The organism is Bacillota bacterium (assembly GCA_024655925.1).
Lineage (GTDB): Bacteria > Bacillota > DTU025 > DTU025 > JANLFS01 > JANLFS01.
In genome coordinates this window covers 3,422-4,643 of sequence record JANLFS010000152.1, presented here as the reverse complement: position 1 = coordinate 4,643, position 1,222 = coordinate 3,422, and the positions used below count along the sequence as shown (strand labels likewise).

The following is a 1,222-nucleotide window of genomic DNA, read 5'->3' as shown; positions in this document are numbered from 1 at the left end:
TCGACTTCTTCCACAGGGTGGGCTTGGACTACGTCAGTTGCTCACCTTTCCGGGTGCCCATCGCGCGTCTCGCGGCTGCGCAGGCCGAGCTGAAGTCGCCGCGCAAGTAGGTATGCTCAAGACCCGCAAGGGCACTTCGTGAGACCGCTGGATTGTTGGCCCACGCCGGAGCTTTGTACGGCGTGGGCCAATCTGCCCGAGCTCGCCTGGCCGCGCCGGCCGGTTCGACTCGCGAAGGTCGGGGTGGGACTGCACGGAACCGGAGGGACGAATACTGATGATGTGCGTAAGGGAGAGGACAGAGCAGGAGGAAGCCGAGAGACTGTCGCCCTATGCCGCACTCGCCCGGAACTCCCAGGGCAGGGCGCGCCAAGAGAGCGAGGACGAACTGCGTACCTGCTTCCAGCGGGACCGCGACCGGCTGTTGCACTGCAAGGCTTTTCGCCGGCTCAAGCACAAGACTCAGGTGTTCTACTCACCGGAGGGGGATCACTACCGGACCAGGCTCACTCATACGCTTGAGGTATCACAGATCGCGCGGACCATGGCGCGGGCCTTGCGCCTCAATGAGGACTTGACCGAGGCGATTGCCCTGGGCCATGACCTCGGGCATACGCCGTTTGGGCATTCCGGCGAAGCGGCGCTGAATGAGGTGTTGCCTGGGGGGTTTCGGCACAACGTTCAGAGTCTGCGTGTGGTGGAACACGTGGAGCGCAGAGAGGGCAAGACAGAGAGAGGCTTGAACCTGACCTTGGAGGTCCGTGACGGGATACTCTGTCATTCGGCGGATTGGCCGGAGCAGGCGCGCACCTTAGAGGGACAGATCGTAAGAATGGCGGACAAGATAGCCTACGTCAACCACGATGTTGACGATGCGATGCGGGCAGGGATCATAACAGAAGAGATGGTGCCGGACTTGGCCAGGCGGGTACTGGGCCCCACCCGTCGCGAGCGGCTGAACACTCTTGTCAACGACTTGATTGAGCAGAGCGAGGGAAAGCCTGTGGTGTCCCAGAGTGACGAGGTCGCCCGAGCTATGGCCTCCCTTCGGGACTTCATGTTTGAGCGCGTCTATGTTGGGTCTGTGGCCAAGGCCGAGGGGGACAAAGCCCGGGCGCTCTTGGTGCAGCTATTTCACTATTATTTGGAGCACCCAGAAGAGCTCGCCCGGGATGCCGGGGAGATATCGGCAATGGAAGACCCAATCCAGACGGTTGTGGAC

Annotated in this window: 1 protein-coding gene; it reads left to right on the top strand. The window is 61.8% G+C overall.

The genetic code is table 11. The features are described from left to right. Window positions 1-280 precede the first annotated feature (280 nt). Window positions 281-1,222, top strand: a 942-nt coding sequence (locus NUW23_15095) for a deoxyguanosinetriphosphate triphosphohydrolase (GenBank protein ID MCR4427485.1), incomplete at its 3' end; no start/stop codon positions are given.